Source organism: Neorhizobium sp. DAR64860/K0K1 (assembly GCF_050500205.1).
Lineage (GTDB): Bacteria > Pseudomonadota > Alphaproteobacteria > Rhizobiales > Rhizobiaceae > Neorhizobium > Neorhizobium soli.
Genome location: NZ_CP191459.1, coordinates 166,684 through 192,885, shown reverse-complemented (window position 1 = coordinate 192,885; position 26,202 = coordinate 166,684). Strand labels below are relative to the sequence as shown.

Here is a 26,202-nt window from a genome sequence, read left to right as displayed (position 1 = left end):
TCTCACTCCGCAGGCTTGTTGATCGTCCAGTTCCACGGCTTCACGTCGACCTTTTCGAACAGGCCGGCGAGGTAATAGGGATCGGCCTCGGCAAGCGTGCGGGCCGCCGCCATATCGGCAGCCTCGACCACGACCAGGCTGCCATTCGGCTTGCCTTCATCGTCCAGGAAAGGACCGGCAAACTTCAGCGTGCCGTCGGCATTCAGCTTGTTGAGATGTTCGAGATGGACCGGACGGGTTTCCATCCGGACGTTGAGATGGCCGGGCTTGTCGGTGCAGAGGAAGGCAAACAGCATCGTTCTCTCCTTGGGTTGATCTATTCCGTCGTGATCGGGCGGGTCATCAGGCGTTCCATCGCGTCGGCCACGCCAAGCCGTCCGTCGATGATCGCGGCAACGGCCTCGGTCACCGGCAGATCGACGGAATGGGTCTGCGCGAGCTGGGCAGCGACCGACGCGGCAAAGGCGCCTTCGACCAGCGGTCCGCTGGACGCCGATGCCGGCTGCCCCTGCCCGAGCGAAATGCCGAAGCGCAGATTGCGGGACTGGTGGCTGGTACCGGTAAGCACCAGATCGCCGAGACCGGACAGGCCCCGCACCGTATCCGCCTTGCCGCCCATCGCCTCGACCAGACGCGACATTTCCGCAAGTCCGCGCGAAATGAGCGCGGCACGGGCCGAATCACCCAGGCCTGCGCCCTCGACGATGCCGCAGGCAATCGCCAGCACGTTCTTCATCGCCCCGCCGAGCTGCACGCCGATCCGGTCGGACGAGGCGTAAAGCCGGAAGGTCCGGCTGGACAGCACGGTCGCCAGACGCTCCGCGAGCAGTTGGTCCTCCGCCGCAAGCGCCATCGCCGTCGGAAGCCCGCGCGCAATGTCGAATGCAAAACCGGGGCCGGAGAGAACCGCGATCGGGTGGCTCGGAAGCGATGCCTCCAGAACGTCCGTCAGCAAAAGCCCTGACACGCGGTCTATGCCTTTGGCACAGGTAACGACCGCCGCATCCTTTGCGAGATACGGACCGTAATACCGCGCCGCATCGCTCTGCGCCTGCGAAGGCATGGCAAACAGCACGATGCTCGCATCCGAGATGGCGTCGGCTTCAGCGGAGAATTCGAGCGCATCCGGCAACGTCACGCCGGGAAGTGCCGCGTCATGCACACGGTCGTTTCTGAGATCGGCCATCAGGCCGGTATTTCGACCAATCAGCGTTACCGGGTGACGACCTTCGAGCGCGATGACGGCAGCGAGTGCCGTGCCGAAGGCCCCGGCCCCGATCACGACGATCCGTTCTTGCGGCATCTCTGCCCCGTTCATGCCTTGGCACCCCGTTTGCCGGAGCCAAGCAGCGTCTGCGCATTGGCATCCAGCGGCCAGCGCGAGCGCGGCGCGACATCCATGCCGTCGAACGGCATGTCTTCGGCCAGCCGTTCAAGCCCTGCCCAGGCAATCATCGCTGCATTGTCGGTGCACAGCTTCATCGGCGGCGCGATAAAGCGAAATCCGTGTTCGATGCAGAGCGCCTGCAGCGTTCGGCGTATCTCCTGGTTGGCGGCAACGCCGCCGGCAACCACCAGCGCAGGACCGACATCCAGATGGCCGAATTCCTTGGCAAACCGCGCAAGTCCACGCCCGATCCGGTCGCGCAGCGTTCGCGAGATCGCCTTCTGGAACGAGGCGCAGATATCGGCGATATCCTGCTCGGACAGCGGCGCGATCTCGGTCGCAGCCTGACGCACGGCGGTCTTGAGACCGGAGAACGAGAAGTCCAGCCGGGCTTCGCCGACCAGCGGCCGCGGCAATTGAAAACGATCGGGATTGCCCGTCAGCGCCGCCTTCTCGACGGCGGGACCGCCCGGGTATGGCAGGCCGAGCAGCTTTGCCGTCTTGTCGAAGGCTTCGCCCAGAGCGTCGTCGATCGTGGTGCCCCAGCGCTCATAATCGCCGACGCCACGCACCAGAACCAGCTGCGTATGCCCGCCGGAGACCAGCAGCATAAGATAAGGGAACGACAATCCGTCCGTCAGCCGCGCCGTCAGCGCATGTCCCTCGAGATGGTTGATCGCCATCAGCGGCTTGCCGGTGGCGCGTGCAATCGCCTTCGCCGTCATCAGCCCGACGATCAATCCGCCGATCAGGCCGGGACCGGAGGTCGCCGCCACCGCGTCGATCTCATCCAGCGAGACGCCAGCTCGCGACAGGGCTTCCTCGATCAGACCGTCCAGCGCCTCCACATGGGCTCGCGCCGCGATCTCGGGCACGACGCCGCCATAGGCACTGTGCTCGTCGAGCTGCGAGAACACGACATCAGAGAGAATCTCGCCGCGACCGTCCTCGTGGCGCACGACGATTGCGGCCGCGGTTTCGTCGCAGCTTGTTTCAATGCCGAGGATGCGAAGAAATGCCGCCATGACCTATCGTTGATTGAAGAGGAAAACAGGTTTACGAGGGCTTCCGGTAACAATGGAATGACGCGGATGCAAACAAAACCTTTCCGGATAGGAACGCGGGGCAGCCCGCTGGCGCTCGCCCAGGCGGCCGAAACCCGTGCACGGTTGATGGCAGCCCATGACCTTCCGGAGGAAATGTTCGAAATTGTCGTCCTGTCCACGACCGGCGACCGCATCACCGACCGCGCCCTGAGCGAGATCGGCGGCAAGGGCATGTTCACGCTGGAGCTCGAAGAAAAGCTCTCCTCGGGAGATCTCGACTTCGCGGTGCATTCCTCCAAGGACATGCCGACCAAGCTTCCGGAAGACCTTTACATCTCCGCCTACCTGCCCCGCGAGGATATCCGCGACGCCGTCATCGGCCGCACGGCGCCGAGCCTCAAGGCTCTGCCTGACGGTGCGACCGTCGGAACCGCATCGCTTCGGCGTCAGGCGCTGGTGCGCCGTCTTCGCCCCGATATCCAGGTTGCGATTTTTCGCGGATCGGTCGGCACGCGCCTTCGCAAGCTCAATGAAGGCCATGTGGACGCGACGCTTTTGGCGTATGCCGGGCTGAAGCGGCTGGCCCGCGAGGAAGTTGCGACCGAACTGCTCGACCCCGTCGATTTTCCGCCAGCGCCTGCACAGGGCGCGATCTGCCTCGAGAGCCGCATCGGCGACACGGCCATCGATGACCTGCTGAAAGCCGTCAACGACTGTCCCACCTTTGACGCGGTCAGTTGCGAGCGCGCGTTTCTGGCAGCCCTCGACGGCTCATGCCGGACGCCGATCGGCGGCTACGCGATCTGCGACGGTGATCATCTGAAATTTTCAGGCCTGATCCTGACGCCGGACGGATCGACCGAACATGCGGTCGACATCAGCGGCCGACGGGCGGATGCGGAAACGCTTGGTCGCCAGGCCGGAGAAACCGTCCGCGCCGCTGCCGGACCGGGCTTCTTCGAAGGCTGGGTCTGACGCCATGCGGGTCATCGTTACCCGCCCTGACCATTCCGCCCGGCGAACCGCAGCACGGCTCGAAACCCTCGGCCATCAGCCGGTCTTCCTGCCGCTCACCCGCGCCGAGCATCACCTGGAGATCGCCCGAGAAGCGCTGTCCGAACCCCATTCCGCACTTGTCGTGACCAGCGCCGAAGCCGTTCGCGTGCTTGGCGAACTTGGACACGAACTCCGGCATCGCCTGTCCACGCAGATATACGCCGTCGGCGAAGCGACCGGCGAGGCAGCACGCACCCTCGGCTTTACCGATATCCGCTGCGGCGATGGCACCGGGCATGATCTGGTGGAGAGGATCGCCCAGGATGTCGGCGAAACATCCAGTCTCCTCTATCTTGCCGGCAATCCGCGTTCGCCGGATTTGGAGGACGGGTTACACGCCCGCGACATCGCCTGCAAAACGATCGAGATCTACCGGATGGTCAAGGTCGGCTACCGGACCGAGATCATCGAACCGCTTCTGACCCGCCCGGCGGCCGACGCAGTCCTTCTCTATTCGCGCCACAACGCCGCGCTGTTCTTCGAACTCGTGCAGCCGTTTGCAGCCTCGATCGAACATTTGCAGGTCATCTGCCTCAGCAAAAACGTCGCTACCGCGGTGCCTGAAAAATTTCATCCTGCTATCTTCGTCGCTGAAACACCCGACGAAGACGCACTTTTCGCGTTTCTTTCACCATAGTGCCAAGCCAAATTCTCTCGCTCCCCTTTCCTTACCCTGCCCCACCAACTACTTTCCCTGAGCAGATGCGAAAAGAGGTCGAGATGGTAACGGAAAAACCACCCCGCCGATCGATGGCGGAGAAAGAACCGGTCACGATCGACCTGACGGCCGATGGCGCTGGCGTGGTGGCCGAGCCCGTGCGCAGCCATGACAGCGACATCCCGGAAACCGCTTCGGAAAAAGTCGAAGCTTCTGAGACGACGGATGCCATCCCGCTGGCCGGCGAGCCGGTGACATCGACCGTGCCTGAAGAGACCGACACGTCCCACGTGATCGGCCAGCCGGATAGCTCCCATGGGCGAGACGAGCCAGGTGTGACGGGAACAGCCGATCCGGTTGTGACCGAGCCGGACGCGCCGATTGCGACAGACGCTGCTCGTGACGCTGCCCCCTCGCCGACCGAGGAATTCACCCCGTCGCCCACGCCCGGTTTTGACGAACCTGCCGCTAAGCATGAAACCTTTGACAAGGCATCGGACGCCCAGCCAGCCACCCGCTCCGGTGGGACCTCGGCGTCCACGCTGATTGCTGCCGGCATTTTCGGCGGCATCGTCGCGCTTCTGCTGGCGGGCAGCATGCAGTATGCCGGTTATCTTCCGTCATCGACCCCCGCAGCATCCGGCTCGGCCGAACTGTCGGACGAAGTCGAAGCTCTTCGCCAGGATATCCAGACGCTGCGCAGCCAGCCGGCGTCTCCCGATACGGAACTCGCAAGCCGCGTTCAGGCGCTGGAAAGTTCTGTCGCGCAGAATTCCGGCGGTCCGACCGAAGAAAGCTTGAATGCCCTCCAGCAGCAGCTGGCAGACACCAAGGCTGCGGCAGCCACGCAGACGGCCGAGCTTTCCCGCCGGCTCGAAGCGGCTGAGGCCCAGATCAACGATCGCGGCCCGGAACAGCAGGTTGCCCGCGCAGTCGCTGCTGCCGGATTGAAGGCCGCCATCGATCGTGGCGGCTCGTTCGAGGCAGAGCTTCAGGCCTATACGAACATTGCCGGCGACGATCCCGCGATCGCCGAGCTCAAGACATTCGCCGCAGACGGCGCGCCGTCGCGTGAACAGCTGCAGAGCGAGTTTCCCGCCGTCGCGGATGCGATCATCCAGGCGTCTGTGCCTGCAGATCCCGACCAGGGCATTGCCGGCCGGCTTCTGTCCTCCGCCATGTCGGTGGTCAAGGTTCGCCGCGTCGGCGATGTCGAGGGTGACACGGTCGACGCGATCGTATCGCGCATCGAGGACCGGTTGCGCAACGGCGACCTGCAGGCTGCCGCCCAGCAGTGGGATACGCTGCCGGACGCCGCGAAATCTGCGTCTACCGATTTCAAGCGCAAGCTCGATGCGCGGGTACAGGTTGAAAATCTCGTGAGCGGAACTCTTTCGCGCGCGCTTGCTGGCACGAAATCAGGCTCTTAAGGCTGAAGAAGAAAGAAACGGATGATCATCAGGCTCTTCATTTTTCTTCTCGTGGTTCTGGGCCTCGGCTGGGGCTTTTCTTGGATTGCGGATCGCCCAGGGCTGATCTCGATCACCTGGCAGGACCATCTGATCGAAACCAGCATCATGGTAGCCGCTTCCATGGTCGTGGCGTTGATCGCGGCGGTTATGATCGTATGGTGGGTCATCGGCGTGATCTGGACATCGCCGCTGTCGGTGCGCCGCTATTTCCGCACCCGCAAGCGTGACCGCGGCTATCAGGCGCTGTCGACCGGCCTGATTGCGGCCGGTGCCGGCAATGCGGTTCTCGCCCGCAAGATGAGCATCCGCACGCGCGGCCTGCTCAGCGCCGATCAGGAACCGCTCATTCACCTTCTGGAAGCCCAGGCCGCTCTGATCGAAGGCCGCCATGCGGACGCACGGGCCAAGTTCGAACAGATGGCCGAAGACCCGGAAACCCGCGAACTCGGTCTGCGCGGCCTCTACATGGAAGCACGCCGTCTCGGCGCCAACGAAGCTGCTCGTCAGTATGCCGAAAAAGCCGTCGAACATGCGCCCTACCTGCCCTGGGCAGCCCAGGCGACGCTCGAATCGCGCAGCCAGTCCGGCCGTTGGGACGAGGCCATCCAGCTACTCGATCAACAGCGGGCGGCAAGTGTGCTGGAACGCGGCGAAGCCGAGCGCTTGAAAGCCGTTCTTCTGACCGCCAAGGCGAGCGAACGCCTGGAAGGCGACCCGAACGGTGCCCGCGAAGATGCAAAGGCCGCTCTGAAGCTCGCCAAGGGCCTCGTGCCGGCCGCGATCATTGCAGCCAAGGCCTATCTGCGCGAAGACAATATCCGCAAGGCAGCAAGCATCCTCGAAAGCGCCTGGAAGATCGAGCCGCATCCGGACGTCGGTCGTACCTACGTTCGCGCCCGCAGCGGCGATAGCACGCTTGACCGTCTGAAGCGTGCCGAAAAGCTCGAAGCGCTGCGTCCCAACAACATCGAATCGCTGCTGGTCGTCGCGCAGGCAGCTCTCGATGCCCAGCAGTTCCCCAAGGCGCGCGCCAAGGCGGAAGCTGCAGCCCGCATGCAGTCGCGTGAGGCCGCCTATCTCCTGCTGGCCGATATCGAGGAAGCGGAAACCGGCGATCAGGGCCGCGTCCGTCACTGGATGGCGCAGGCTCTGCGCGCCGGCCGTGACCCTGCCTGGGTTGCCGACGGTATCGTTTCGGACAAATGGCTGCCGCTCTCGCCGGTCACAGGACGTCTTGATGCCTTCGAATGGAAAGTCCCGTTCGGCCAGATCGAAGGACCCGTGGAAGACGGCACCTTGGCCGCAGACGAGGCGATCGCAACGCTTCCGGCAATCACGATTCGCGAAGACGTCACGCCGGCTGTCGAAACACCGGAAAACGAGAGCATCAATCAGGTTGTTGCCGACATGCAGCCCGTTGTAGTGCCTCAGGAGGACTTAGCTGTTGCAGCAAAAACACCTACGGCCACGAATGTGACAGCGGAGCAGCCCCCGGAGGCAGAAAAGCAGGACGAGCCCGTTCCCTTTTTCGGTCGTCCGCCCGATGATCCCGGTGTCAAGGACGCAAGTGCCGAGAAGTCTCCCACGAGGCTGAGGCTTTATTAGAAAAACCGGAGAAGGCCCAGATTACATATGCTCGATCGCATCCAGGCCTTCCTCCACACGCTGACAGCCCCGCACCATACGGATGAATTTGCGCCCGACGACCCGCGCGTAGCCTTCGTGGCGCTCTGTTTCCAGGTCATGGAAGCCGATGGCAACATGTCTGAGGAAGAGCAGCAGAAGTTCCGCGACCTCATGCGCGATCGTTACGATCTGAGCCCGGAAGGGTTGCAGTCGCTGATAGAAGCGGGCCGGCAGGCTGGAAGCGAAGCTGTCGACTATTACCGGTTCACCTCGGATCTCAGAAAGCATCTGGTTGACGAAGAGGACCGGATCGAGCTTCTCGGTATCCTCTGGGATATCGTCTACGCGGATGGGCAGCGCAGCGAGATCGAGGACCACGTGATCTGGCGTATCGCCGATCTCCTGGGCGTTTCCGCCCGAGACCGGGTTCTACAGCGGCAGGAAGCGGCCGCGCGCACCTCGGCTCATCCGGTCGCAGGGGAAGAGGAAGAAAAGGTCTAGCCAGGAACGCTTCAGGACGTGACGTCATGAGAACCCCTTCCCGCCCATCCTCCAAACTCCCCATCCTCGCGATCCTGCATCAGGAAACCTCGTCCACCGGTCGCGTCGGCCAGATGCTGGTCGACAAGGGCTTTGCGCTGGATATCCGCAGGCCCGCTCTCGGCGATCCCCTCCCCGACTCGATGTCCGGCCACGCAGGCGCCGTCGTCTTCGGCGGTCCGATGAGTGCCAACGACCCGGACCCGTTCATCAAGACGGAAATCGACTGGATCGACGTGCCGCTGAAGGAGAACAAGCCCTATCTTGGGATCTGCCTCGGCGCCCAGATGCTTGTGCGCAATCTCGGCGGCCGCGTCGGGCCGCTGAAGGGCGAAGTGACCGAGATCGGCTGGTATCCGCTGCGCGCCACCGAACACGGCCGGCTTCTCATGCACTGGCCGAAAATGGTCTACCACTTCCACCGCGAAGGCTTCGACGTGCCGCGTGGCGCGAAGCTTCTGGCAGAAGGCGACGCCTATCCGCATCAGGCGATCCGCTACGGCGAGAATGCCTGGGGCGTACAGTTCCATGCAGAACTCACCCGCGCCATGATGCATCGCTGGGTGGTGCACGGCGCCGAACGCTTTGGGATGCCGAATGCCCAGCAGGGAAATCAGCATCTCGAGGGACGGATGATCTTCGACCACGCGTTAAAGGACTGGCTGTGGACCTTCCTGGACATCGTCTTCGATCGGCCCGCCGCTGAAGCAAGCCGCCCCGCCGTGCCCGCCTATCCCGCCCAAGGGAACGGATAACTCAGCGCTGCGGCGCTTCCAGATTATCGATCTTGCGAAGTTTCGGAAAGCCGATCGACCAGATGACGGCAACCGCCAGCGTGCCGATGCCGCCGATGACGACGGCAGGGACCGCGCCGATCGCGTGCGCCATGGTTCCGGCCCGGAACTCGCCCAGCTCGTTCGATGCGCCGACAAACACCATGTTGACGGCATTCACCCGGCCGCGCACCTCATCAGGCGTCCAGAGCGCGATCAGCGTCTCACGCACATAGACGGAGATCATGTCGGCCGCACCCATCAGCATCAAGGCCGCAATCGAGATCCACGGAGTGGCCGACAGGCCGAAGATCAGCGTGCCCAACCCGAACAGCGCTACGCCGATGAACATCGCCGTGCCCGCATGGTGGCGGATCGGATGGATGGCAAGCCAGACCGCAACGCCGATCGCGCCGATACCGGGCGCAGCACGCAGCAGGCCGAGGCCCCAGGGGCCAAGCTCAAGGACGTCGCGGGCAAAGATCGGCATCAGCGCCACCGCGCCACCAAGCAGCACCGCAAACAGATCGAGCGAGATCGCACCGAGCACGATCTTCTCGCCGGCGATGAAGCGGAAACCGGCCAGCATCTCGTTCCAGCTGACTTTGGAGGACGGCGTGCGCTGCGCGGGCTTCGGAATGAGGAAGACGAGGATGGCGGCAACCGTCATGAGAAAACAGGCGACCGAATAGGCCGCGATCGAACTCGCGCCATAGAGAAGCCCGCCGAAAACCGGTCCGAGGATCGATGCCGTCTGCCAGGAGGACGAATTCCAGGCGATCGCATTGGGAAGGTCTTCTTCCGGCACGAGGTTCGGTCCGAGCGACTGCACCGCCGGCCCCATGAAAGCGCGCTCGATGCCGAAGACGACAAGGATCGAAAACACCAGCCACGGCGTGAATGAGTCGGTGATGGTAAGCGCCAAAAGCGCCGCCGAACACAGTCCGCCGACGACCATGCAGATCGCCATGATCATGCGTCGGTTGTAGCGATCGGCGACCGATCCCGTCACCAGGATCAAAAGCAGCGACGGCAGAAACTGGAAGAGCCCGATCAGACCGAGATAGAGCGGATTGCGCGTCTCGTCATACATCTGCCAGCCGACCGACACGCTGACAATCTGGATCGCGAAGGCTGCGAAGAACCGGCTGAGAAAGAAACGCGTATAAGCTGCGTGACGAAAGGCGGCGAAGCGATCACCCGATGTGGGTATGGACATGGAACCTGTACTTTCAGCGAAGCCGGAAACCCACGATATGCACACGCCGCCGTTAAACATCCTGCGACGCGGGCCATAGACGGCACTTGCCCGTTAGTTCGCCAATGTCTACATGTCTGTCAACAAAGAAATGGAGACGTGAATGCTCGCCCTGTTTCAGACCATTGACTTGGCCTTGAACCTTTACACCTGGATCTTGATCGCCAGCGCCATCTTTTCATGGCTCTTCGCCTTCAACGTGATCAATTCGAGCAACCAGTTTGTCGATGCAATCGGCCGGTTTCTCTTCAATGTCACCGAGCCCGTTCTCGCGCCGATCCGCCGGGTCATGCCGAACCTCGGTGGTATCGACATTTCGCCGATCATCGTGCTTCTGATCATCTTCTTCATTCGCTCGCTGATGTGGACCTCGATCTATCCTGCTCTCGCAGGCTGAAGCCAAAGACTTTCAGCACGGACACGGTAGGCCCGCGCTGGGAAATTTCCCGCGCGGGCCGTTTTTGTTTTGGGCTTACGAGCGGAAACAAAAAATCCCCCGGCTCGAGACGAACCGGAGGATTTTGGAAGCGGTCAGCGGTAAAGATTACTTCTGAGCGTTGAAGCGTTCGATCGCCGCGACGATCATTTTCTTGGCGACGTCAACGTCCTTCCAGCCTTCGATCTTCACCCACTTGCCGGGCTCCAGATCCTTGTAATGCGTGAAGAAGTGCTCGATCTGCTTCAGCGTGATTTCTGGCATATCGGTGTAGTTCTTGATCTTGTCGTAGCGCTGGGTCAGCTTCGGAACCGGCACGGCAATGATCTTCTCGTCCTTGCCGCCGTCGTCTTCCATCACCATCACGCCGATCGGGCGGACATTGATGACGCAACCGGGAACCAGCGGGCGGGTGTTGCAGATCAGAACGTCGATCGGATCACCATCCTCGGACAGCGTATGCGGCACGAAGCCGTAATTGCCCGGATAGGTCATCGGTGTGTACAGGAAACGGTCGACGATCAGCGCGCCGGCTTCCTTGTCCATCTCGTACTTGATGGGCTGGCCGCCGACAGGTACTTCAACGATTACGTTGACGTCTTCAGGCGGATTCTTGCCAACAGAAATTGCATCGATGCGCATAGTCTTCCCCGATGAGGTTTACGAACTTGTGAACCGTCGATAGCGGGAATTGGCTGGCAAGGCAACACAGGTTTGCCGCCAAGGTTAAGTCGTGGCGCACCTTTCCGCCCCGAAGTCAGTGCCAGACGAAACCAATCTTCTTCAGGGACTTTCCGTCGAAGTCCTCCATGCCCTCTGCAAGATCCGCCCCGCCATGGGATCGCAGAAAGCGGACGGCATGCTCGCTGTCTTCCAGGCACCAGACGACCAAGCCCTTGCAGCCAAGCGATTTCAGCAGCCTGCGGCTTTCGCCGAACAGGCGGCGGCCAAGGCCGACGCCCTGATATTCCGGGCGCAGGTAGATCTCGTAGATCTCGCCGTCATAGGGAAGCGCACGGGCGCGGTTGAGGCCGATCGTCGCATAACCCGCGATAACGCCACCGATATCCAGAACCAGAAGCGTCGCCGGCCCGCGGACGGCCTTGCGCCACCACCCCTCGCCGCGGCGCTCCAGCATCTGGATCAGCGGCTTGTGCGGAATGAGGCCGGCATAGGCTTGCGACCATGCCTGGCGGTGCACCTCGGAGATAGCCGGGGCGTCCTGCGGCTCCGCACGCCTGACATCGATCGATAACGTTTTCATAACGCGATTCTAGGTCCTGCCATGGGCTCTCCGCCATTCCCGCGACCCGGGTAAAGTGGATTGCCCACAAGCTTCTCATGGGGACGATGGCAAGGAGGTTAACGCATTTTTTACCTTCGCTACAAGCGTGGCCCAGACCAAGCCACAAAAAAACCCCGGCATTTCTGCCGGGGTCTTGGATGGTCTAGGAGGCGCGCCTTTTACAGGGCGGCCTTGGACTTGTCGAAGCGCTTGCGGTCGTTTGCGTCGAGATAGATCTTGCGCAGGCGGATCGACTTCGGCGTCACTTCCATCAGTTCGTCGTCCTGGATCCAGGACAGCGCGCGGTCGAGCGTCATGCGGATCGGCGGCGTCAGGCGAACAGCTTCGTCCTTGCCGGCCGAGCGGATGTTGGTCAGCTGCTTGCCCTTAAGAACGTTGACTTCGAGGTCGTTGTCGCGGGTATGGATGCCGATGATCATACCGGCATAAACCTTTTCGCCTGGCTCGATGATCATCGGGCCACGGTCTTCCAGGTTGAACATCGCGTAGGCGACGGCTTCACCGGACTGGTTCGACAGGAGAACACCGTTGACGCGACCGACGATCGCACCCTTGTAAGGCTGATAGTCGTGGAACAGGCGGTTCATGATCGCCGTGCCGCGCGTGTCGGTCAGAAGTTCCGACTGGTAACCGATCAGGCCGCGGGTCGGCGCGTAGAATACCAGGCGAACGCGGCTGCCGCCGGACGGACGAAGCTCGACCATCTCGGCCTTGCGCTCGGACATCTTCTGCACGACGATACCGGAATGCTCTTCGTCGACGTCGATCACGACTTCTTCGATCGGCTCCAGCGTCTGGCCGGTTGCTTCGTCCTTGTGCATGACGACGCGCGGACGCGAAACGGCAAGCTCGAAGCCTTCGCGACGCATGGTCTCGATCAGAACGGCAAGCTGCAATTCGCCGCGGCCGGACACGAAAAACGAATCCTTGCCGTCAGACTCTTCGATCTTCAGCGCAACGTTGCCTTCGGCTTCCTTGAACAGACGGTCACGAATGACGCGGCTGGTAACCTTGTCGCCTTCGGTGCCGGCAAGCGGGCTGTCGTTGACGAGGAAGGACATGGTAACGGTCGGCGGATCGATCGGCTGAGCTGTCATCGCTTCGGTGACCGCAGGATCGCAGAACGTGTCGGCAACCGTACCCTTGGAAAGGCCAGCGATCGCGACGATGTCACCTGCATGGGCTTCTTCGATCGGCTGACGCTCGATGCCGCGGAATGCGAGGATCTTGGAGATACGGCCGGTTTCGACGGTCTTGCCGTCCTGCGACAGAACCTTGACGGCCTGGTTCGGCTTGATCGAGCCGGATGCGATGCGGCCCGTGATGAGACGACCGAGGAAGGGGTTGGCTTCGAGAAGCGTACCGATCATGCGGAACGGGCCTTCGCCGACATTCGGCTCCGGAACGTGCTTCAGGACCAGATCGAGCAGTGGTGCAAGACCTTCATCCTTCGGACCTTCTGGGTTGACGTTCATCCAGCCATCGCGACCCGAACCGTAGAGGATCGGGAAGTCGAGCTGCTCGTCGGTGGCGTCGAGGTTCGCGAACAGGTCGAAGACTTCGTTGATGACTTCTTCGTGGCGACCGTCCGGACGGTCGATCTTGTTGATCGCGACGATCGGGCGAAGACCAACCTTCAGCGCCTTGCCGACCACGAACTTGGTCTGCGGCATCGGGCCTTCCGAGCTATCGACCAGAACGATGGCGCCATCCACCATCGACAGGATGCGCTCGACTTCGCCACCGAAGTCGGCGTGGCCGGGAGTGTCGACGATGTTGATGCGAACACCCTTCCACTCGACCGAAGTTGCCTTGGCGAGAATGGTGATGCCGCGTTCTTTTTCGAGGTCGTTCGAATCCATCATGCGCTCGACGGTGCGCTGATTGTCGCGGAACGAGCCGGACTGCTTCAGAAGTTCATCGACAAGGGTCGTTTTGCCGTGGTCGACGTGCGCGATAATCGCGATATTCCGCATAGCCATTTTTAGATCTCGGATGTTTCGGGGCGCAGATCGACGGACCGCACCTATTTCGTTGGCGCGCTCATACCCTGTTTTTCGCAAATGCGAAAGGGGGCGAGCGCGATCTGCGATCAACGCCCGCTCTTCATCTTTTAAAGATAATGGCTTTTGTCAGCCGTCTCCGCCCGAAAGCTCGGCCATGATGGAGAGCCCACGCTTCTTCAACATTGCCGTCGGATCCGGCAGTTTGCCGCGGAAGGCTGCATAAGCTTCCTCCGGATCAATCGAGCCGCCGACCGAATAGATATTGTTCTTGAGCTTGCGCGCCGTCACCGGATCGAAAGCATTGCCGACCTCCTCGAACGCGGCAAATGCATCCGCATCAAGGACTTCCGACCACATGTAGGAATAGTAGCCGGCCGAGTATCCGTCACCGGCAAACACGTGCTGGAAATGCGGCGTGGCGTGGCGCATGACGATGGAAGCCGGCATGTCGAGCTCGGCCAGCACCTTGGCCTGCACCGCCATCGGATCATCGACCGCGCTTTCCTGGGTGTGGAAAGCCATGTCCACCAGTGCCGACGAGGTGAATTCGACCGTCGAGAAACCGGCGTTGAACGTCTGTGCGGCAAGAACCTTGTCGAGCAGTTCCTTCGGCATCGGCTCGCCCGTCTTGTAATGGACCGCATATTTCTCGAAGATTTCCGGCACCGTCAGCCAGTGTTCGTAAAGCTGCGACGGCAACTCGACAAAATCGCGCGAGACCCCGGTTCCCGAAACCGAAGGATAGGTCACGTTCGACAGCATGCCGTGCAGCGCATGGCCGAATTCATGAAACAGCGTGCGCGCATCGTCGAGCGAGAGAAGCGCCGGCTTGCCTTCGGCAGGCTTCGCGAAATTGCAGACATTGTAGATGATCGGCAGCTCACCCTCAGTGCCGTTCTTCAGCGTCAGCTTGTGCTGCGACTGGAACGAACTCATCCATGCGCCGGAGCGCTTCGAGGAGCGGGCAAAATAATCGCCGAGGAAAAGCGCTTTCAGATTGCCGTCCTCGTCATGGATCTCGAACACGCGGACATCAGGATGATAGACCGGCAAGCCCTTCACCTCGACAGCCTTGATGCCGAACAGCCGCTCGGCCACATCGAAGGACGCCTCGATGATCTTCTCGATCTGGAGATAGGGCTTCAGCTCACTCTCGGAGAAAGAGAAGGTCCGCTCGCGCAGCTTTTCGGCGTAGTGGCGCCAGTCCCAGGGCATGACCGGATGATTGCCGCCCGCTTCCGAGATCAGACCTGAAAGACTTGCCTCTTCCTCCAGCGCTTTGGTGCGGGCCTTCTGCCAGACCTGGCCGAGCAGACCGTTTACCGCCTTCGGTGTCTTCGCCATCGTGTTGTCGAGCTTCAACGCGGCGTAATTCTCATAGCCGAGCAGCTTGGCCTTTTCGGCCCTCAGCGCCAGCGTTTCGCGAACGATCGCGACATTGTCCCGCTCGCCGCCATTTTCGCCGCGCGCCACCCAGGCCTTGAACGCCTGTTCGCGCAGATCCCAGCGGGTCGAGAAGGTCAGGAACGGTTCGATGATCGAGCGCGACAGCGTGACGAGATAGCCTGAGCCCTCGCCGCGCTCCTTGGCAGCTTCCGCCATCGCCTCTTTCACAAAAACCGGCAGACCCTCGAGATCGGCTTCTTCGGTCAGTTTCAACGACCAGGCCTTTTCGTCGCCGAGAACATTCTGGCCGAAGCTCGCCCCGAGACCGGCAAGCGTCTCGTTGATGCTCGACAGCCGCTTCTGCTGGTCCTCAGGCAGATTGGCGCCTGATTTGACGAACCCCTTCCAGTGACGTTCCAGCACCCGCTGCTGCTCGACCGTCAGATCAAGGTCGTCCCGCTTCTGCCAGAGGGCGTCTATACGCGCGAACAGTTCGGCATTGGTGCCGATCTTCGAATAGTGGCGCGACATTTTCGGCGCGATTTCGCGTTCCAGAGCCTGGATCGTATCGTTGGTATGCGCTCCTGCTTTGCCCCAGAAGAGCGACGAAACGCGCGACAGCTCGTCACCGGCGATTTCCAGTGCAACGATCGTGTTTTCGAATGTGGGCTCAGCGGAATTTCCCGCGATCTCAGCAATTTCCGCCTCGTGCAAGGCGATGGCGGCATCGAAGGCCGGCGCGAAATCCTCGTCCTTGACCTGATCGAAGCGCGGCAGGCCATGATGCCCGTTCCAGTCGACAAGCGCGGAATTCGCTGAGAAAGTTGCCATTGGGTCGTCCTTCACTGTGCTGCTTCGATACCGTCTAATTGCGTAGAGCGACCATATATAGGCAGGCACGGCAAGAGCTTCATCCGCTGATGCAGATTTTTGGAACGCACATCGTTGCGAAATCGCCCGGCACACGGTTTCCAGGCATTTCGATTTGCGTCGTCGGGGAAAGATAGTAAGGCTGCCTTATGAAGCTCGCGAACGAACATCGCCCGGAAACGCCAGGCTTGGTCGCCCAGGGTGAAACCCTCGGCTTCCTGATCGCCGATGCCGCGAGGCTTCTGCGCACGGCTTTCGAGCGGCGCATCGCCCAGGCGGGCCTCGGCCTTACCGCCGGCGAAGCACGAGCACTGATCCATATCGCCCAAGTCGATGGCAGCCGCCAGCTCGACATCGCGTCGCGCATGGGCGTCGAACCGATGACGCTTTGCGCTTATCTCGACGGGCTGCAGGCGCTTGGCCTCATCGAACGGCAACAATGCTGCGCCGACCGACGGGCAAAGCGCATCATGCTGACACCGACCTCCGCCGACATGCTGGCGTCAATCCAGCAGGAACTGCGCGCCATCATCACCTGCGCCACCGAAGGGTTGGATGCCGAAACCGCGAACCTCCTCGGACACGCCATGAAACTTTTCAACGGCAACCTGCAGAGCTTCAATTCGTCTCAGGCCGAAATTGATGAAGGCTGATACGCAGGCAGCTTCCTTAGTGACACCGCCCGAGCGGATGACAGCTCTGCGAACCACGCTGCTCGGCGCCCTGCTGACGGCGATCGGCCCTGTCTCGATGGCAATCTACACGCCGGCGATGCCGGAACTCGTGAAAGCCTTCGGCACGTCGGAAGCCGCAATCAAGCTCAGTCTGACGCTTTACTTCGGCGGCTTTGCCGTCGCACAGCTTCTGGCAGGACCGGCCTCAGACGCATTCGGTCGCCGGTCCGCGAGTATCGCATTCCTGCTGATCTATCTCGTCGGCTCGCTGATGGCGGTCTTTGCGCCCTCGGTCGACTGGATCCTGGCCGGACGGCTGGTGCAGGGGATCGGCGCTTCCGTCGGCATGACCGTTGCCCGTGCCACGGTTCGCGACCAGTTCGTCGGTTTCGAAGCCACCCGCATCATGAACATGATCGGCATCATGCTAGCTGTCGGTCCGGCAATCGGTCCCACGATCGGCGGCCTGTCCCTGTCAGTATTCGGCTGGAAATCCGTCTTCGTGCTGATGGTCATCTTCGGCATTATCTTGCTTGCAAGCTGCCTGCTGTTTCTCAAGGAAACAACGGTTCCCGACCGCAGCCGGCTGCGTCCCTCGACCCTTGTCGCGACCTATATTTCGCTTCTGAAGGACCTGCGCTTTCTGCTTCCTTCGCTTGTCCTCGGCGGCGCGATCGGTGCGCTCTATGCCCAGGGCACGATGCTTCCCTTCGTGCTGATCGGTGACGTGGGGCTGACCCCGACGCAGTTCGGCCTCGGCATGCTCATCCAGACCGGCGCTTTTCTCAGCGGGTCGATTGCACTGCGGCTTGTGTCCGGGCGCATCAGCGGGCCGACGACGGTGGTGATCGGGCTCATGTTCAGCGGTATCGGGGGCACGATGATGGCGCTTTCCGTATATCTGCTGCCGCCATCCTTCCTGTCGATCATGCTGCCGGTCGGCGTCTCCACCTTCGGCATCGCGTTCATCTCGCCCTACACAGTGACGGTCGGCCTCGCCCCATTCCCGAAGACGGCAGGCTCCGCTTCCGCACTGATGGGTTTCATCCAGATGGGCGGCGGCTTTGTCGGCGGCCTTCTCGCCGCTTTTTTCGGCGATCCGCTGACGGCGATCGGCACGATCATTCCCGCCATGGAATATATCGCCGTCGGCAGCTACATCGCCTACCGGATCATCAACCGCCGCCAATAAAAAGGCCCGCCTCCGTTTCCGGAAACAGGCCTTGATATCGTTTGGCGCGAAGGCGCTTAGCGGAGCTGGTTGCGCTTAGCGAGCGTGCGCAGGCGCAGGGCATTGAGCTTGATAAAGCCGGCTGCATCCTTCTGGTCGTAGGCGCCCTGATCGTCCTCGAACGTGACCAGCTGGTCGGAATAGAGCGACTTTGCACTCTCGCGGCCGATGACCATGACGTTGCCCTTGTAGAGCTTCAGCGTCACTTCGCCTTCCACATGCTCCTGGCTCTTGTCGATCATGGCCTGCAGCATCTCGCGCTCCGGCGAATACCAGAAGCCGTAATAGATGAGCTCGGCATATTTCGGCATCAGCTCGTCCTTGAGGTGAGCTGCACCCCGGTCGAGCGTGATCGATTCGATGGCGCGGTGAGCGGTGAGCAGGATCGTGCCGCCGGGGGTCTCGTAGATGCCACGCGACTTCATGCCGACGAACCGGTTCTCGACCAGATCGAGACGGCCGATACCGTTGTCGCGACCATAGGTGTTGAGCGCGGCAAGCAGCGTTGCCGGAGACATCTCGACGCCGTTGATCGAGCAGGCATCGCCCTTGCGGAAGCCGACCTTGATGGTTGTCGCCTGATCCGGTGCAGCTTCAGGAGAAATCGTGCGCATATGCACATATTCGGGAGCCTCGACCGCCGGGTCTTCCAGGACCTTGCCCTCGGAAGACGAGTGCAGCAGGTTGGCATCGACCGAGAAAGGTGCTTCGCCCTTCTTGTCCTTGGCAACCGGGATCTGGTTCTGTTCGGCAAACGTCAGAAGGTCTGTGCGGCTCTTGAACGCCCAGTCGCGCCAAGGCGCGATGACCTTGATGTCCGGGTTGAGCGCATAGGCCGATAGCTCGAAGCGGACCTGGTCGTTGCCCTTGCCGGTGGCGCCATGCGCGATCGCATCGGCGCCGGTCTTGCGGGCGATCTCGATCAGATGCTTGGAAATCAGCGGCCGTGCGATCGACGTGCCGAGCAGGTAGACGCCTTCATAGACGGCATTGGCGCGGAACATCGGGAAGACGAAGTCGCGGACGAATTCCTCGCGGACGTCCTCGATATAGATCTCCTTGATCCCGAGCATCTCGGCCTTCTTGCGGGCCGGTTCCAGCTCTTCGCCCTGACCGAGATCGGCGGTGAAGGTCACCACTTCCGCGTTGAGTTCGGTCTGCAGCCATTTCAGGATGATCGAGGTGTCGAGACCGCCGGAATAGGCGAGAACGACCTTTTTTACGTCTTTCGGAAGTGCCATGTCGAATTGTCCGTCTGCGGGTGGCGGCGGTTGGATCAACCGTCGTGTCTGGGATGGCGCACTTTTAGCGAGTTTCAAAAGGCACGCAAGAAAAACCCGGAAGCGACCGCGTCAGAGATGGCGCGACAGGTTCATGCGTTGGTGGAGGATGCGGATGATCACGGTCTGGGTTTTCGTCTCGCGATAGATGATGAAGTGAGACCGATAGGTCAGCGCCAGATACCCGGTCTTGATCCCGCGCACATGCCGGCCCCGTCGTTCGCCCGCAGCGAGGATCCGGCACGCCTGCCTCAGGCTGAACGTATAGTCCTCAGCCTGTTCGAACCCCCAAAATTCTTCCGTATGATCGTAAATCCCATCGATATCGGCGACGGCGTTCGGCGCAAAAACCAGCGCCTTCATGGCTGCAGGCGCCGTGCCCGCTTCTGCTCTATGAATTCATCGAAATCGAACGGCTCTGGCTCACCGGAGTCTTCGCCTTCTTGGATCGCCGCGCGGATGGCCTCCAGCGAGGCGGCGTCGCTTTCCTGCATCAGGCGCAGCGCGTCCTCGATCACTTCACTGGCGGAGCCATAACGTCCGTCCTCGACCTGCTTTTCAACAAAGGCGGCCAGTCTTTCGTCAACTTTGATAGATCCAAGTTCGCCCATCATGCCGGCTCCGGTTCGGTCTCGCGTCATGTTGACGGATCTGCTGTACGATACCATATCGCGCCGAGCCGTTGAACACCTTTGGGTCTCAGAACAGCCCGAACCTTCGAACGCCAAAACCTTTCAACAGAAGCGTCAAAGAGGAGACTTTCCATGTCCATCACTCACCCTGCTCTGAAGAAAGACAATGTCGCCGTCGTCACCGGCGCCGCCTCCGGTATCGGCCTTGCCGCTGCCAAGGAATTTGCGAAACTCGGCATGTGCGTCGTCCTGGCGGATCTTGAGGGCGACCGGCTTTCAGAGGCGTGCCGCGAGGTTGCTGCCCTTTCCAGCGATGGCGAGGCCGATGTCGTGGCAATCGGCACCGACGTCTCGAAGCCGGCTGAAATCGAAGCTCTGGAACGCGCCGTTCTGCAGCGCTTCGGCCGGGTGCACGTGCTGATGAACAATGCCGGCATCCAGCCCGGCAGCAGCCTGTTCGGCCCGCAGGTCAACTGGGACAACGTTCTCGCCGTCAACCTGATGGGCGTCGTCAATGGCAGCAGAACCTTCGGCCCCGGCATGATCGCCCATGGCGAACCGGCGCTTATCATCAACACCGGGTCGAAACAGGGCATCACCACGCCTCCCGGCGATCCCGCCTACAATGTCTCCAAGGCGGGCGTGAAAGCCTTCACCGAAGCCTTGCAGCACGAATTGCGCAACATGCCCGAGTGCAAGGTCAGCGCTCACCTTCTCATTCCGGGCTTCGTCTATACCGGCCTGACCAAGGGAGACCGCACCGAAAAGCCCGATGCCGCCTGGACCTCCGAACAGACGGTGCAGTTCATGCTGGAAAGCCTCGAACGCGGGGATTTCTACATCCTTTGCCCGGACAACGACGTCGACCGCAAGACGGACGAGCGGCGTATGGCCTGGGCGATTGGCGACATCATCGAAAACCGCCCACCTCTGTCGCGCTGGCATCCGGACTTCACGGATGCATCAAAAAAATTCATCAGCGGCAGTTGATCGGCAGGTTTGGCAGGACTTCGAAAGCCGGATAAAAAGCGACAACCGTTATCCGGCTGTCGAGGACATCAATGGAATTCCTGCCAAGCCTTGCATCGCTTCTGGCCTTCACAGCAGCCGGCTTGCTTCTGGCTCTGACGCCTGGGCCTGATATGACGCTGTCGATCAGCCGGGCGCTTGCGCAGGGGCGCAGATCGGCACTGTTCGTGGTGCTCGGCACCAGTCTCGGTGTCGTTTGCCACACGCTTCTGGTCGCCTTCGGAATCTCGGCGCTGATTACCGCCTCGCCCACCGCCTTCTTCATCCTGAAAACAGGCGGCGCCGCCTATCTGCTGTGGCTGGCGATCCAGGCGATCCGCTTCGGCTCCAGCTTCTCCGTCGAAACCGTGGAGCGCGCAACGGCGAGCCCGCTCGCAAATATCTCGATCGGCTTTTGGGTGAACATCCTCAATCCGAAGGTGATCATCTTCTTCATGACTTTCCTGCCGCAGTTCGTGACGGCGACAGATCCGCATGTGACGGGCAAGCTGGTCTTCTTCGGGATCTTCTTCATCGCCATCGGCATGCCGGTGAACCTGATCGTCGTGCTTGCCGCCGATCGGCTTGCGAACTGGCTGCAAAGAAATCCGAAAGTCCTGCGCGGCCTCGACTACACCTTCGCCGGCGTGTTCTCGGTCTTCGCCGTGAAGATCTTCATGACGCAGTCGAGATAAGGTCGCCCCTTCGTTTCAAACTACCTTCGCTTCGCGTCGAAGGACGACTCTTCTGTTACTCCCCCTGGCCGCGGGTGGGCGGGGCACCAATTCCGATGTCGGACTGCGGGCCATGCGGGTATTCGACGCTGTGGGAATGGGTGGTCTTTTCGGCCGCCACCGGCCCGGAAAAGCCTCCGGCACCATAGAAGGCGAGATGCAGGCCCCAATAGCCACTCAAGAAAACCACGATGGCGACAGCCAGCCCGGCAGGGATGGCCGAAAGCTTTTGTTTCAGTCCGGGCAGCAGCCCGTCTGCCCGGTTCTGGTCGCAGGCAACCGCCACCAGGATGGCGGTGATCAACCCGTGGCCGATCAGATCTATCCGCCCGAACGGCAAGACGGCCGAGGTGAAGATGACGATCATTGCGATGGCCGAAAGGCGGCGGATAAGCGCGGTCCAGAGAAGACCGAAGCCCATGGTGAATTCGGCGATACCGGCCATGGGAATAAAGACATCGCGGGGCATGCCCATCGTGAGAAAGGGCTTTTCCAGCACCAGCGGATAGAACCATTCGGGATAGGCGAATTTTTCGAGGCTCGACCACATGAGCGCGATGGCTAGCCCCCAGCGCAGCACTTCAAAACGGTGGATACGCCAGTCGTCTTTCATCGGCTCGACGATCAGGTAGGCGGCAACGCCGAGCCCGAGCGCCAAATAGTCGAACAAGTGGAAGAGATCGTAGTCCCGCGCCGCGAGCAGCCATAGGGCAACAATTCCAAGGCCGGCGAAAGGCATGGTCCGCCGCGAGAAGATCAGGGCAGCGATCAGCAACTGCAGCCAGGACACCCATTCGGCAGGCGTCTTCAGGTCCGGTGTCAGGTAAACGCCACCCGTGGCAAAGATCGCGACGAAGAACGAGCCAATGACGACGCGGACATAATCGTCGATCCTCGCCCAGAGCGGCGAGGTAAAGCGATCAAGCGCTTCGAAGATCAACGGTCCAAAACGGCTGGTTTCTATGACCCGGGCTGCGGCGAAACAAACGAGAACGAGTGCGATCGCCACCCAAAACCAGATATCACGCAGAACAGTTTCGACCGGCTGCAGTGGCGCACCCACGATGTAGGGTGCGAACCATTTCACATGGGCTTCTGCGGTTGTGGAAATTAAGGCAGTAACTATCGTTCCGCCTGTTAGTGATACATAAAATGCAGACTTCCTAATGGGATGCTGAAACATGGTGGCATCTTCCGGTTGCACCTGGATGAGCCACATCGATATCAGATTATTGCAGTCTGCATATGACCCCTACAACGGAATCAAGCGCATTTGCGCCGCGCCAGGCGGCATTTTTGCCGCCCCTCGAGCGCTCGGTGTCAGAAACGAAAGGACTGATGAGAGGTTTCCAGGCTTCGAGCCGGTTCAGCCAGCAATCGAAGCCCTCCCGGCGTCAGTCGTCTTCGCCATGGCCGGCGATCATCATCGCTTCGAAGGCGAGACGCTCCGTCTTGCGCATGCGCTCCGATTCCGACTTCAGCTGACCACAGGCGGCGAGAATGTCGCGGCCGCGTGGCGTGCGGATCGGCGAGGCATAGCCTGCCTGGTTGATGAAGTCGGCAAACTTGGTGATCGTCTCCCAGTCCGAGCACTGGTAATTGGTACCGGGCCACGGGTTGAACGGGATGAGATTGATCTTAGCCGGAATGCCCTTCAGCATCTGGGTCAGCAGCTTGGCATCCTCGAGGCTGTCGTTGACGTCCTTCAGCATCACATATTCGAATGTGATGCGACGGGCGTTGGACAGGCTCGGATACTGGCGGCAGGCTTCCAGCAGTTCCTTCAACGGATACTTCTTGTTGATCGGCACCAGCATGTCGCGCAGTTCGTCGCGGACCGCATGCAGCGAGATCGCCAGCATCACGCCGATTTCCGTGCCGGTCCGATAGATTTCCGGCACGACGCCCGACGTCGACAGCGTGACACGACGCTTCGACAGCGAAAGCCCGTCGCCGTCTGTCGCGATCAGCAGCGCCGTCTTGACGCTTTCGAAATTGTAGAGCGGCTCGCCCATGCCCATCATGACGACATTCGTGACCTTGCGGTCGCCAGTCGGCACGAAAGCGCCGGGCGGCGTGTCGGCACCGGGGAAATCACCCAGCCGGTCGCGCGCCAGAAGCAACTGGCTCAGAATTTCCTCGGCCGTCAGGTTGCGCACGAGGCGCTGGGTGCCGGTATGGCAGAAGGAACAGGTCAGCGAACAGCCGACCTGGCTTGATATGCAGAGCGTGCCGCGGCCCTCTTCGGGAATGTAGACCGTTTCGACCTCGACCGGACGGCCGGCACCGCGCGGCGGAAAGCGCAGCAGCCACTTGCGCGTGCCGTCATTGGAGATCTGCTCTTCCACCACTTCGGGACGCGCAATCGTGAAATGCGTCTTCAGCATTTCGCGCATGTCCTTGGCGACATTCGTCATCGCGTCGAAATCCGACACGCCGCGAATGTAGAGCCAGTGCCAGAGCTGGCTGACACGCATCCGCGCCTGCTTTTCCGGTATGCCCTTTTCCCTCAGCGCCGCGCTCATATCCTCGCGCGACATACCGATCAGCGACGGCTTTTCACTGAACAGGTCCGGATTGGCGACGAGCGGCTTCTTGATGGCGACAGGCGCAAAGGCCTCGGAGACCGACATTTCTTCATATCCCGTTCGAATAACATGCCTTCGCCCAGCGCAGGTTTCGCGCATCGCCGTGGCATGTCTTTCTGTGAAATCATGGCGTCCCGGGTAAGCGACTTTCCGAGGAACGGTCGCGCAGGACTAATCTTGACGGGCGCTTTATCATCAAAACGACGCCACGTCACTATTCTTCGTCAAACGCAAAAGGCCGGTCGATGACCGGCCTTCCAATGCGGTGGTGGCAATCTCTGCTTACTTGCAGGATTCGACCTGCTTCAGAGCCGCTGAAATGCCCTGCAGCGAATAGGCGTAGGACGTCTTGGTACCGCGACCGGATACGGCGCTGACGCTCATCTTCTGACCGGTCCGCATCGCAGCAACGAGAGCCGGTTCTTCGGCAGCGTTCTCGACCCAGGCGGCCTTGTCCTTGGTGAACATCGTGAAGTTCTTGTTGTCGATCGTCACGGTGACCTTGGAATTGGTCTGCATCGTGTAGCCCATCATCGCCTGTGGCTCGTAGGAGATGTTCTGGCCTGGACGCTGCGACACGATGAAGAAGATATCGCCGTGATCGACGCTTGCAGGCTCCTTGGTCGTCGGGACGGACAAGACGTAGCAGACCGTAGCCGCGCCCTGTTTGTAGGAATACGCACCCCACGCCTTGAACTGCTGGATGCGGTTCGGCGTCTGGGCGGAAGCGGTACCCGTGCCGGCGCCAAGTCCTGCGCCAATTCCGGCGAGAGTAAGCGCCAATGCGATTGCGACGGTTCTAGCGGCCATGATCTCCTGCCAATTTTCGTAATTTCAAGGGCCCGAGCCGGGCCAGTACGGACATGCCTTCTCGGCGTCATGTCTGGGCGTCATATGCGGCGTCCCAACGGTCGGGTCCCATTTTGACTTCATTCCGGTTACCAAAGAGTCAACACTATCGGTTGGATGCTGAATATGTAGTGAACCGGGATGTGGTCGAATGCGGCGCAGGGTTGCGTTTGATGATGCCCGTTCCAGACGTCGAGTTTTCTGGGCGCATCACTCAACAACGATTTGGGCAAGAGTTTGTCCGTCCGATGACGCAGGCCGCAGCACTTTGAAACTACGTATAAATCCTGCTTAAAACCGCTACCCGTTTTTCTACCGATACGGTAGGATAGTCGCAAAGCTGACGCCTACTCACAAAGAAAGCCTACTGCCGGTTAGATGCTAGGGGACGAGAGAGACCGCTTCGCCCGCCTGGTCAGGGCAGTGGCTGCAACGCGTGATCAAGACGCGTTCACTGCGCTTTTTGATCATTTCGCGCCACGCCTGAAATCCTGGCTGATGAAGCGCGGCATGAATTCGGACGAGGCAGAAGAACTCGTCCAGGATGTCATGACCATCCTTTGGCATCGTGCCAGCCTCTATGATCCCGCAAGATCAAGCCTGTCGACCTGGCTGTTCCGGGTCGCACGAAACCGCCACATCGATGCCAAGCGCCGCGCCCGAAACCGCAAGTTTGACGGCCAGGAGACATTTCTTGCCTTGGCGGAGGTACCGGGCGTCGACACCTTGTTTGAAAGCAAGGAGCGCGACGAGAGGGTCCGTGATGCACTTTCTCAGATTCCGGACGAGCAGATGAAGCTGGTGCGGGCGGCCTTTTTCCTGGGTCAGTCCCATTCCGAAATCGCCGCTTCGACCGGGCTTCCGCTGGGCACCGTAAAGTCGCGCATCAGGCTGGCGTTCGAGCGCCTGCGGCGAGCACTGGAAGAGACTTCACCGAACTGAAGCGGCGGGGCGGCCGGATCAGCCGCTCGTCTTCATTCCGGCTGCAATATCGGGGTGATCGGCAAGCGCGCTGTCTGCTGCGTCGTAATGTCCGTCGTTGATATGGCCCTGGATCATGCGCAGGGCCGCAGCAAGAACCGCGATATCATCGCTGAAGCCGACGACCGCAAAGAAATCCGGGACGATGTCGATGGGGAGAATGAAATAGGCGAGCGCTGCCAGCAAGGTCCCGCGAACGCGCAAGGGTGTTTTTCGGTCCACGGCGCAGTAATAGGCGGCGACCAGATCGCGGCTGAATGGAATTTGCCGCGCGGCTCGCCGCATCGTCGGCCAGAACCTGGCACGCACCTGCTTTTCCCGGCGATCCTGCGTTTTTTCGTCGCCGGGCAGAAGGATCTCGCCGATCTTGACGTCATCCACGCTCATTCCGTCACTCCAGATGCT

Annotated in this window: 27 protein-coding genes; 12 read left to right on the top strand and 15 right to left on the bottom strand. The window is 61.0% G+C overall.

Annotated features, from left to right (window positions below):
- Window positions 1-2: 2 nt before the first annotated feature.
- The 3 genes from ACQY1J_RS05540 to tsaD are packed head-to-tail and all read right to left on the bottom strand — an operon-like array spanning window position 3 to window position 2,412.
- A complete protein-coding gene (locus ACQY1J_RS05540; protein WP_062581670.1) occupies window positions 3-296 on the bottom strand; it encodes a YciI-like protein in 294 nt (97 codons plus the stop codon).
- Between the two features lie 20 nt (window positions 297-316).
- Window positions 317-1,318, bottom strand: a complete 1,002-nt coding sequence (locus ACQY1J_RS05535; RefSeq protein ID WP_430250890.1) for an NAD(P)H-dependent glycerol-3-phosphate dehydrogenase — start codon at window positions 1,316-1,318, stop codon at window positions 317-319.
- A complete protein-coding gene (gene tsaD / locus ACQY1J_RS05530) occupies window positions 1,315-2,412 on the bottom strand; it encodes a tRNA (adenosine(37)-N6)-threonylcarbamoyltransferase complex transferase subunit TsaD (protein ID WP_062462459.1) in 1,098 nt (365 codons plus the stop codon). The genes ACQY1J_RS05535 and tsaD overlap by 4 nt, the downstream gene beginning before the upstream one ends.
- Window positions 2,413-2,478: 66 nt before the next feature.
- On the opposite strand from tsaD, the gene hemC reads away from it, so the two are divergent.
- From hemC to ACQY1J_RS05500, 6 genes are all read left to right on the top strand, one after another.
- On the top strand, window positions 2,479-3,408 hold the full coding sequence (gene hemC / locus ACQY1J_RS05525; protein WP_062462652.1) for a hydroxymethylbilane synthase: 930 nt from the start codon (window positions 2,479-2,481) through the stop codon (window positions 3,406-3,408).
- A gap of 4 nt (window positions 3,409-3,412) precedes the next feature.
- On the top strand, window positions 3,413-4,126 hold the full coding sequence (locus ACQY1J_RS05520) for a uroporphyrinogen-III synthase (RefSeq protein WP_062462456.1): 714 nt from the start codon (window positions 3,413-3,415) through the stop codon (window positions 4,124-4,126).
- 83 nt (window positions 4,127-4,209) lie between these two features.
- Window positions 4,210-5,577: a COG4223 family protein gene (locus ACQY1J_RS05515; RefSeq protein WP_430250889.1), complete on the top strand. Its 1,368-nt coding sequence runs from the start codon at window positions 4,210-4,212 to the stop codon at window positions 5,575-5,577.
- Between the two features lie 21 nt (window positions 5,578-5,598).
- A complete protein-coding gene (locus ACQY1J_RS05510; protein WP_430250887.1) occupies window positions 5,599-7,224 on the top strand; it encodes a heme biosynthesis protein HemY in 1,626 nt (541 codons plus the stop codon).
- A 27-nt stretch (window positions 7,225-7,251) separates the two neighbouring features.
- A complete protein-coding gene (locus tag ACQY1J_RS05505; protein ID WP_062462449.1) occupies window positions 7,252-7,746 on the top strand; it encodes a TerB family tellurite resistance protein in 495 nt (164 codons plus the stop codon).
- Window positions 7,747-7,772: 26 nt separating this feature from the next.
- Window positions 7,773-8,540 carry a glutamine amidotransferase gene (locus ACQY1J_RS05500; protein WP_430250886.1) on the top strand — a complete coding sequence of 256 codons (768 nt, stop codon included), beginning with the start codon at window positions 7,773-7,775 and terminating at the stop codon, window positions 8,538-8,540.
- A 1-nt stretch (window position 8,541) separates the two neighbouring features.
- On the opposite strand, the gene ACQY1J_RS05495 is transcribed toward ACQY1J_RS05500, so the two are convergent.
- A complete protein-coding gene (locus ACQY1J_RS05495; protein ID WP_174197148.1) occupies window positions 8,542-9,777 on the bottom strand; it encodes an MFS transporter in 1,236 nt (411 codons plus the stop codon).
- 142 nt (window positions 9,778-9,919) lie between these two features.
- On the opposite strand from ACQY1J_RS05495, the gene ACQY1J_RS05490 reads away from it, so the two are divergent.
- Complete coding sequence (locus ACQY1J_RS05490) at window positions 9,920-10,213, top strand: YggT family protein (protein WP_062462428.1); 294 nt, start codon at window positions 9,920-9,922, stop codon at window positions 10,211-10,213.
- 147 nt (window positions 10,214-10,360) lie between these two features.
- On the opposite strand, the gene ppa is transcribed toward ACQY1J_RS05490, so the two are convergent.
- From ppa to ACQY1J_RS05470, 4 genes are all read right to left on the bottom strand, one after another.
- Window positions 10,361-10,894 carry an inorganic diphosphatase gene (gene ppa / locus ACQY1J_RS05485; RefSeq protein WP_062462425.1) on the bottom strand — a complete coding sequence of 178 codons (534 nt, stop codon included), beginning with the start codon at window positions 10,892-10,894 and terminating at the stop codon, window positions 10,361-10,363.
- A gap of 115 nt (window positions 10,895-11,009) precedes the next feature.
- Entirely contained in the window at window positions 11,010-11,516 is a 507-nt protein-coding gene (locus ACQY1J_RS05480; protein ID WP_062462422.1) for a GNAT family N-acetyltransferase, read from the bottom strand.
- Window positions 11,517-11,716: 200 nt separating this feature from the next.
- Window positions 11,717-13,540 carry a translational GTPase TypA gene (typA, locus tag ACQY1J_RS05475; RefSeq protein ID WP_062581654.1) on the bottom strand — a complete coding sequence of 608 codons (1,824 nt, stop codon included), beginning with the start codon at window positions 13,538-13,540 and terminating at the stop codon, window positions 11,717-11,719.
- Window positions 13,541-13,690: 150 nt separating this feature from the next.
- Window positions 13,691-15,781 carry a M3 family metallopeptidase gene (locus tag ACQY1J_RS05470; protein WP_430250885.1) on the bottom strand — a complete coding sequence of 697 codons (2,091 nt, stop codon included), beginning with the start codon at window positions 15,779-15,781 and terminating at the stop codon, window positions 13,691-13,693.
- A 188-nt stretch (window positions 15,782-15,969) separates the two neighbouring features.
- On the opposite strand from ACQY1J_RS05470, the gene ACQY1J_RS05465 reads away from it, so the two are divergent.
- On the top strand, window positions 15,970-16,473 hold the full coding sequence (locus ACQY1J_RS05465) for a MarR family winged helix-turn-helix transcriptional regulator (RefSeq protein ID WP_430250884.1): 504 nt from the start codon (window positions 15,970-15,972) through the stop codon (window positions 16,471-16,473).
- A 37-nt stretch (window positions 16,474-16,510) separates the two neighbouring features.
- A complete protein-coding gene (locus ACQY1J_RS05460) occupies window positions 16,511-17,686 on the top strand; it encodes a multidrug effflux MFS transporter (protein ID WP_430250883.1) in 1,176 nt (391 codons plus the stop codon).
- Window positions 17,687-17,742: 56 nt separating this feature from the next.
- On the opposite strand, the gene ACQY1J_RS05455 is transcribed toward ACQY1J_RS05460, so the two are convergent.
- The 3 genes from ACQY1J_RS05455 to ACQY1J_RS05445 form a co-directional block, all read right to left on the bottom strand.
- Window positions 17,743-18,966 (bottom strand): argininosuccinate synthase, encoded by a 1,224-nt coding sequence (locus ACQY1J_RS05455; protein ID WP_062581647.1) that lies wholly within the window; start codon window positions 18,964-18,966, stop codon window positions 17,743-17,745.
- Between the two features lie 111 nt (window positions 18,967-19,077).
- The gene (locus ACQY1J_RS05450; RefSeq protein WP_430250882.1) at window positions 19,078-19,368 is read right to left on the bottom strand and encodes a type II toxin-antitoxin system RelE/ParE family toxin; all 291 of its coding nucleotides are present in this window, start codon (window positions 19,366-19,368) and stop codon (window positions 19,078-19,080) included.
- Complete coding sequence (locus tag ACQY1J_RS05445; RefSeq protein WP_430250881.1) at window positions 19,365-19,619, bottom strand: type II toxin-antitoxin system ParD family antitoxin; 255 nt, start codon at window positions 19,617-19,619, stop codon at window positions 19,365-19,367. Before ACQY1J_RS05445 ends, ACQY1J_RS05450 begins: the two co-directional genes overlap by 4 nt.
- A gap of 150 nt (window positions 19,620-19,769) precedes the next feature.
- Here ACQY1J_RS05445 and ACQY1J_RS05440 point away from each other — a divergent pair, with 150 nt between their 5' ends.
- Window positions 19,770-20,627, top strand: a complete 858-nt coding sequence (locus tag ACQY1J_RS05440; RefSeq protein ID WP_062462399.1) for an SDR family NAD(P)-dependent oxidoreductase — start codon at window positions 19,770-19,772, stop codon at window positions 20,625-20,627.
- 71 nt (window positions 20,628-20,698) lie between these two features.
- Window positions 20,699-21,340, top strand: a complete 642-nt coding sequence (locus ACQY1J_RS05435) for a LysE family translocator (protein WP_062462396.1) — start codon at window positions 20,699-20,701, stop codon at window positions 21,338-21,340.
- Between the two features lie 55 nt (window positions 21,341-21,395).
- Here the strand turns inward: ACQY1J_RS05435 and ACQY1J_RS05430 are convergent, their stop codons facing one another.
- The 3 genes from ACQY1J_RS05430 to ACQY1J_RS05420 form a co-directional block, all read right to left on the bottom strand.
- A complete protein-coding gene (locus ACQY1J_RS05430; RefSeq protein ID WP_430250880.1) occupies window positions 21,396-22,466 on the bottom strand; it encodes a hypothetical protein in 1,071 nt (356 codons plus the stop codon).
- A 307-nt stretch (window positions 22,467-22,773) separates the two neighbouring features.
- Entirely contained in the window at window positions 22,774-24,012 is a 1,239-nt protein-coding gene (rlmN, locus tag ACQY1J_RS05425; RefSeq protein ID WP_062581643.1) for a 23S rRNA (adenine(2503)-C(2))-methyltransferase RlmN, read from the bottom strand.
- Window positions 24,013-24,249: 237 nt separating this feature from the next.
- Window positions 24,250-24,777, bottom strand: coding sequence for an invasion associated locus B family protein (locus ACQY1J_RS05420; protein ID WP_062462391.1), 528 nt, complete (start codon window positions 24,775-24,777; stop codon window positions 24,250-24,252).
- A 417-nt stretch (window positions 24,778-25,194) separates the two neighbouring features.
- On the opposite strand from ACQY1J_RS05420, the gene ACQY1J_RS05415 reads away from it, so the two are divergent.
- Window positions 25,195-25,758, top strand: a complete 564-nt coding sequence (locus ACQY1J_RS05415; RefSeq protein WP_062462388.1) for a sigma-70 family RNA polymerase sigma factor — start codon at window positions 25,195-25,197, stop codon at window positions 25,756-25,758.
- A gap of 18 nt (window positions 25,759-25,776) precedes the next feature.
- Here the strand turns inward: ACQY1J_RS05415 and ACQY1J_RS05410 are convergent, their stop codons facing one another.
- Entirely contained in the window at window positions 25,777-26,178 is a 402-nt protein-coding gene (locus ACQY1J_RS05410) for a YkvA family protein (protein ID WP_062462639.1), read from the bottom strand.
- Window positions 26,179-26,202 lie beyond the last annotated feature (24 nt).